Below are 6,000 nucleotides of genomic sequence, written 5' to 3'. Positions count from 1 at the left end.
GCGGAACGCACGTTCCGCGGGGCCCTTCGCCGTTGTGTGTGAGGGGGACAGGGAGAGGGGGCAGGGGGAGTCAGCGCAGCTTGCGCGCGGCCCGGCGCAAGTCGTACTCGTGAATGATTGCCTTGGCGTGCCCATAAGCCAGGTTGTGCTCCGCGCGGAGCCAGCTGACCTTCTCCTCGAAGCGGAAGAGAGAGGGGCCTTCGTCCACGGCGCGGATCCAGTCGGAGATCTCACGACCGGTGCAGTGGGGGATTCGGGCGATCAGGTTGCGGTGGGTCTCCTCGGAGAAGACTTGTGACATCGGCGCCTCCGGACGCGTCGCGATGTGTTCCGTCCTTCACGACACCGTGCCTGAGCGTTGGGGCGTTGGCAACAGTCCCGTCCAGGCGCATAAGGTCGCCGGGTGCTTGATACGACGCCTTTGACGGCCGCAGTGGACCAATTCGCCGACCGTTTGCGGGCCGCCCCGCAGAGCCGGCTGCAGCGGGGGGCGGCGACCGAGGCGCTCGCTCTGGCCAGGGAACTGGCGGCCTGGGCGCAGCGGATCGAGGTACCGGACGCGGAGCCGCGGGAGATGCCGGACGCCGGGATGTTCGCGGCGGCCGACCAGATCACGGTCGCGGGGCGGGACTTGGCCCTGGTGCTCGACGACGAGGTTCAGCTCGCGGAGGCGCTGACGCTCGTGGAGAAGGCGCAGAAGCGCGCCGGGGTGTGACCCCGGCGGATGGCCGGGGCCGCTTCGGTCAGACCGATGCGATGACGCGGTCCGCGAGGATGTAGACGTTCTCGGTGCCGCACTCGAAGGTCAGTGCGTAGGCGCCGGAGACTCCGGAGCCGCCGAGCAGGACCGGGGTGTGGCCGTCGCGCAGGGCGCCGGCGAGCAGCTCCGCGGTCTCGCGGTGGCCCGGGGTCATACAGAGCGTGGTGCCGTCGGCGAAGACGTAGACGTCCAGTGTGCCGAGCGGGCCGGGGCGGACGTCGGCGAGCGCCGTGCGGGCGTCGGCCAGCTCCTCGAGACAGGCGACCGTGCGCTCGTGGTCGCCGTTGACGGGGGACTGGACCGGCACGAAGTCCGGGTGCGAGGGGTGACGGCGGCGGGCCGCGGCCAGCTCGGGGGAGTCTCCCGCGAACTCGTCGACCGGGTCCGCGTACGGCTCGATGACCGGCTCCAGGCTGTCCGACTCCAGGCCCGCGAGGTCCGCCTGGCGGGGCAGGAACAGCTCGTCGGCCATGTCGGAGAGGCCGGGCAGGCCGCTCAGCAGCGGGGGCGCGTCCGAGGCGTCACGGGCTTCCTGGGCGGCCCAGAAGGCCCGCGCCTCGGCCAGCTCGCGTTCCCGCTCCTCGGCGAGGGCCTCGGCGACAGCCGTGCGTATCTCGTCGGTGTCCGCGGTGCTGCGGGCGGCGGGCACGGTGGCGTGCGCGGTCGCCGAGTGGCTGTGAACCAGCTCGGTGCGCAGGGCGGTGATTTCGGCAAGCTGCTTCCGAAGCCCGTGCACGGCGTGCAGGGCGGCGGCACCCACGGCCGTGGCAGCGGCCGTGGAGAGCAGCAAGGCAATAGGCAGAGCGCTCACTGACGTACTCCCGGTTTCAAGTCGACCCCCGACTTCCTACATCAGCTTGAAGCCTGCACGATCCACCTGTCAGTGCATTACGTCACGAATTGGACAGGTCTTTCGGCCCGGTGTTTATCCACAGATGCGCTCTGACCTGGTCATACGCATCTCCCCCAGGAGATAGGTCACATCCTGGGGGAGATTGAGTCACGAATCAATGGAGGCGCGAGGGATCCGCAGGGGTCAGAGGGTCAGCTGAGGCGCTCGATGACCATGGCCATGCCCTGGCCGCCGCCGACGCACATCGTCTCCAGACCGAACTGCTTGTCGTGGAACTGGAGGCTGTTGATGAGGGTGCCGGTGATGCGGGCACCGGTCATGCCGAAGGGGTGGCCGACGGCGATGGCGCCGCCGTTGACGTTCAGCTTGTCGATCGGGATGTTCAGGTCGCGGTAGGAGGGGATCACCTGGGCGGCGAAGGCCTCGTTGATCTCGAAGAGGTCGATGTCGTCGACGGTGAGACCGGCGCGGGACAGGGCCTGCTTCGACGCCTCGACCGGGCCGAGGCCCATGATCTCGGGGGAGAGGCCGGTGACGCCGGTGGAGACGATGCGGGCCAGCGGGGTCAGGCCGAGCTCGCGGGCCTTGGTGTCGCTCATGATCACGAGGGCGGCGGCGCCGTCGTTGAGCGGGCAGCAGTTGGCGGCGGTGACGCGGCCGTCGGGGCGGAAGACGGGCTTGAGGCCCTCGACGCCTTCGAGGGTGACGCCGGCGCGGGGGCCGTCGTCCTTGCTGACGACGGTGCCGTCAGGGGTCGTCACCGGGGTGATCTCGCGCTCCCAGAAGCCGTTCTTGAGGGCTTCCTCGGCGAGGTTCTGGGACCTGACGCCGAACTCGTCCATGTCCTTGCGGGTGACGCCCTTGGCGCGGGCCAGGTTCTCGGCGGTCTGCCCCATCGCGATGTACGCGTCCGGGATCAGGCCGTCCTCGCGGGGGTCGTGCCAGTCGGAGCCCTCGCTGGCGGCGACGGCGGCGGTGCGGGCCTCGGCGTCGGCGAAGAGGGGGTTGTGGGTGTCGGGGAGGCCGTCGCTGGAGCCCTTGACGCTGCGGGACACCATCTCCACGCCCGCGGAGATGAAGACGTCGCCCTCGCCGGCCTTGATGGCGTGCAGGGCCATGCGGGAGGTCTGCAGGGAGGAGGAGCAGTACCGGGTGATGGTGCAGCCCGGCAGGTGGTCCATGCCCATCTGTACGGCGACGATGCGGCCGAGGTTGTGCCCTTGCTCGCCACCCGGCAGACCACAGCCGAGCATCAGGTCGTCGATGAGCTTCGGGTCGAGCTCGGGGACCTTGGCGAGGGCGGCCTCGATGATCGTGGCGGTCAGGTCGTCGGGCCGCAGATCCTTCAGGGAGCCCTTGAAGGCGCGGCCGATCGGGGTGCGGGCTGCGGAGACGATCACGGCTTCGGGCATCACGGGCTCCTGTGACGAGGGGGCAGGACTCCTTGGGAAGTTACCTGCACGTATCGCCCCGGGTCATCGGGCTGGGACTGTGATGCGGGCCGCATTTTTCTAAGCGCTTGCTCAGGCTGGCGGGGGCGCCTTTCGCTGGCGGGGGCGCCTGTGGCTGCCGCCGGGTTGGTGATTCTGTCCCGCCGCTGCGCGGCGGATCTTTCCCGCCCACCCACCCGTTTGCCCGGCAGTGAACCCTCCCCCCCCCGGCCCCGGGCCCGGCCCCGGCCCCGCCGGGCTACTGCGGCAGCGGTGACGGGTCCGGGGCGTGGTGGATGCGGCGGCGTCGTCGGCGTTTGATGAGGGCCCAGGGGCCCCGGGGGCCGGTGGGCAGCGCGGCCGCCACCTCCGTGCCGCCCTCCGAGGCGGCCTGCGCGGCAGCCCGGGCCACCGGCAGGAAACCCTCCCGGCGGGAGACGTCGGGGCGCTCCTCCTCCGGCCACAGGCCCAGCGAGGCGCACAGCGTCGGCAGCACCGCCATCGCCGCGGTGGCGTACCCCTCCGCGGAGGGGTGGTAGTTGTCGGGGCCGAACAGCTCCCGCGGGTTCGCGAGGAACTCGGGGCCGAGCAGATCCCCGAGCGACACCGTGCGCCCGCCCTGCTCGACCACCCCGATCGTCTGCGCGGCGGCCAGCTGACGTGACACCCGCCGTGCCATCCAGCGCAACGGCTGGTAGACGTTCTCGACCGTCCCCAGGTCGGGACAGGTCCCGACCACCACCTCCGCCCCCGCCGTCCGCAGCCGCCGCACCGCCGCCGCCAGCAGGCGCACGGAGCGCGTCGCGGGCATCCGGTGCGTCACGTCGTTCGCGCCGATCATCACGACGCAGACGTCCGGCACCCAGGACGAGAGGTCGGAGAGCAGCAGCGTCACCTGGCGGTCCAGGTCGTCCGACTGGGCGCCCGGCAGCGCCACGTTCCGCAGCTCCACCGGCCGCTCGGCCACCGCCGCGAGCCCCGACGCGAGCAGCGCGGCGGGAGTCTGCCTGGCCCGGTACACACCCTGCCCCGCCGCCGTCGAATCGCCGAGCATCGCGAACCGCAGGGGCTCCGCCCCGTCCTGCCGGTCCGCGTAACCCCAGCCGTAACGCCCGTCGGCCCGTGGCGGAGCCGCGTGCTCGCCGCTGTTCCCGACGGACCGCTTCGCCAGCTGGACCTCGGCGAGGACCACTCCCACGGCCGCCGCTCCGATCAGCCCGATACCTCCGCCGCCGTAAGCCGCGCCCGCCGCGATCCGCCGCGCCACCCTCGCCCTCGACATGCCCTGCAGCCACCTCCTCGTACCGCCCTACATCAACTCATTGCCCCGTAAGGACGGTCGGCCAATCGCAAGCGGAGGTGAACGACTGAACGGGACCCTTAGGCTGACGACACCCATTCGTCGCACTACATCGCAGCCCGGAGACAACGGTGCAATTCCACGACTCGATGATCAGTCTCGTCGGCAACACCCCGCTGGTGAGGCTCAACAACGTGACCACGGGCATTCAGGCGACCGTCCTGGCCAAGGTCGAGTACTTCAACCCCGGCGGTTCCGTGAAGGACCGCATCGCGCTGCGCATGATCGAGGCGGCCGAACAGAGCGGCGAGCTGAAGCCCGGCGGCACCATCGTCGAGCCCACCTCCGGCAACACCGGGGTCGGCCTCGCCATCGTGGCCCAGCAGAAGGGCTACAAGTGCATCTTCGTGTGCCCGGACAAGGTGTCGCTCGACAAGATCAACGTCCTGCGGGCGTACGGCGCCGACGTGGTCGTCTGCCCCACCGCCGTCGACCCCGAGCACCCGGACTCGTACTACAACGTCTCCGACCGCCTGGTGCGCGAGACGCCCGGCGCCTGGAAGCCCGACCAGTACAGCAACCCGAACAACCCTCTTTCCCACTACCACTCCACCGGCCCTGAGCTGTGGGAGCAGACGGAAGGGAAGATCACCCATTTCGTGGCGGGCATCGGGACCGGCGGCACCATCTCCGGGACGGGCGGCTACCTGAAGGAGATCTCCGAGGGACGTGTGAGCGTCGTCGGCGCCGACCCCGAGGGGTCCGTGTACTCCGGCGGCTCCGGGCGGCCCTACCTCGTCGAGGGCGTCGGTGAGGACTTCTGGCCGACGGCGTACGACCGGAACGTCACCGACGAGATCATCGCCGTGTCCGACAAGGACTCCTTCCAGATGACGCGGCGTCTGGCCAAGGAGGAGGGGCTGCTCGTCGGAGGTTCCTGCGGGATGGCCGTCGTGGCGGCGCTGCGGGTCGCCGAGCGGCTCGGGCCCGACGACGTGGTGGTCGTGCTGCTTCCCGACTCCGGGCGCGGCTACATGAGCAAGATCTTCAGCGACGAGTGGATGAACGACTACGGGTTCCTTGAGCAGGCGGGCGACGCGCCTCGCGTCGGTGACGTACTGCGCCGCAAGGAGGGTGGCGAGCTGCCCTCACTCGTCCACATGCACCCGGAGGAGACGGTCGGCGAGGCCATCGACGTACTGCGGGAGTACGGCGTCTCGCAGATGCCCATCGTGAAGCCGGGCGCGGGCCACCCGGACGTGATGGCCGCGGAGGTCATCGGGTCCGTCGTCGAACGCGAACTCCTGGATGCCCTGTTCGCGCAGCGTGCCTCGCTCGGTGATCCGCTGGAGAAGCACATGTCGGACCCGCTGCCGCAGGTCGGCTCCGGCGAACCGGTCGCCGACCTGATGTCGGTGCTCGGCCGGGCCGACGCGGCGATCGTCCTGGTCGAGGGCAAGCCGACCGGTGTGGTGAGCCGTCAGGACCTGCTGGCCTTCCTCGCGGAGCAGCAGGGCCAGTAGCCGCCGGGTGTGCCGTGGGCGCGAGCGGTGCGGCGTGGGGCGAACTTCGCGGAAGTGGTACGAGCGCGACACGTCCGCGCAGCACCCGCTTAACACGCCTGCGGCACATTGGTGGTTGTCGGCGTACAGGAACT

General features: G+C 70.5%; 6 protein-coding genes. 2 read left to right on the top strand and 4 right to left on the bottom strand.

All coding sequences use genetic code 11. The annotated features are described in order from the left end of the window. Positions 1-70: 70 nt before the first annotated feature. Positions 71-301, bottom strand: a complete 231-nt coding sequence (locus tag ACWGIH_RS36185) for a DUF4287 domain-containing protein (RefSeq protein ID WP_453449067.1) — start codon at positions 299-301, stop codon at positions 71-73. 102 nt (positions 302-403) lie between these two features. Between ACWGIH_RS36185 and ACWGIH_RS36180 the strand changes: the two genes are divergently transcribed. Next, the gene (locus ACWGIH_RS36180; protein ID WP_453449068.1) at positions 404-715 is read left to right on the top strand and encodes a hypothetical protein; all 312 of its coding nucleotides are present in this window, start codon (positions 404-406) and stop codon (positions 713-715) included. Positions 716-743: 28 nt separating this feature from the next. On the opposite strand, the gene ACWGIH_RS36175 is transcribed toward ACWGIH_RS36180, so the two are convergent. The 3 genes from ACWGIH_RS36175 to ACWGIH_RS36165 form a co-directional block, all read right to left on the bottom strand. Next, positions 744-1,571, bottom strand: coding sequence for a hypothetical protein (locus ACWGIH_RS36175; protein ID WP_453449069.1), 828 nt, complete (start codon positions 1,569-1,571; stop codon positions 744-746). Between the two features lie 233 nt (positions 1,572-1,804). Further along, the gene (locus ACWGIH_RS36170; RefSeq protein WP_453449070.1) at positions 1,805-3,025 is read right to left on the bottom strand and encodes an acetyl-CoA C-acetyltransferase; all 1,221 of its coding nucleotides are present in this window, start codon (positions 3,023-3,025) and stop codon (positions 1,805-1,807) included. A gap of 277 nt (positions 3,026-3,302) precedes the next feature. Further along, on the bottom strand, positions 3,303-4,325 hold the full coding sequence (locus ACWGIH_RS36165) for an SGNH/GDSL hydrolase family protein (protein WP_453449071.1): 1,023 nt from the start codon (positions 4,323-4,325) through the stop codon (positions 3,303-3,305). 149 nt (positions 4,326-4,474) lie between these two features. Between ACWGIH_RS36165 and ACWGIH_RS36160 the strand changes: the two genes are divergently transcribed. Further along, entirely contained in the window at positions 4,475-5,866 is a 1,392-nt protein-coding gene (locus ACWGIH_RS36160) for a cystathionine beta-synthase (protein WP_453449072.1), read from the top strand. The last annotated feature ends 134 nt before the right edge of the window (positions 5,867-6,000 follow it).

The sequence above is a fragment of the Streptomyces sp. NPDC054872 genome (genome assembly GCF_053610705.1).
Note: the sequence above shows the minus strand (reverse complement) of the source record. Positions and strands in the feature narration are given on the sequence as shown.

Coding starts and splice junctions, on each gene's coding strand:
- ACWGIH_RS36185 (WP_453449067.1), bottom strand. CDS start 301: ATGTCACAAGTCTTCTCCGAGGAGACCCACCGCAACCTGATCGCCCGA.
- ACWGIH_RS36170 (WP_453449070.1), bottom strand. CDS start 3,025: ATGCCCGAAGCCGTGATCGTCTCCGCAGCCCGCACCCCGATCGGCCGC.
- ACWGIH_RS36165 (WP_453449071.1), bottom strand. CDS start 4,325: ATGTCGAGGGCGAGGGTGGCGCGGCGGATCGCGGCGGGCGCGGCTTAC.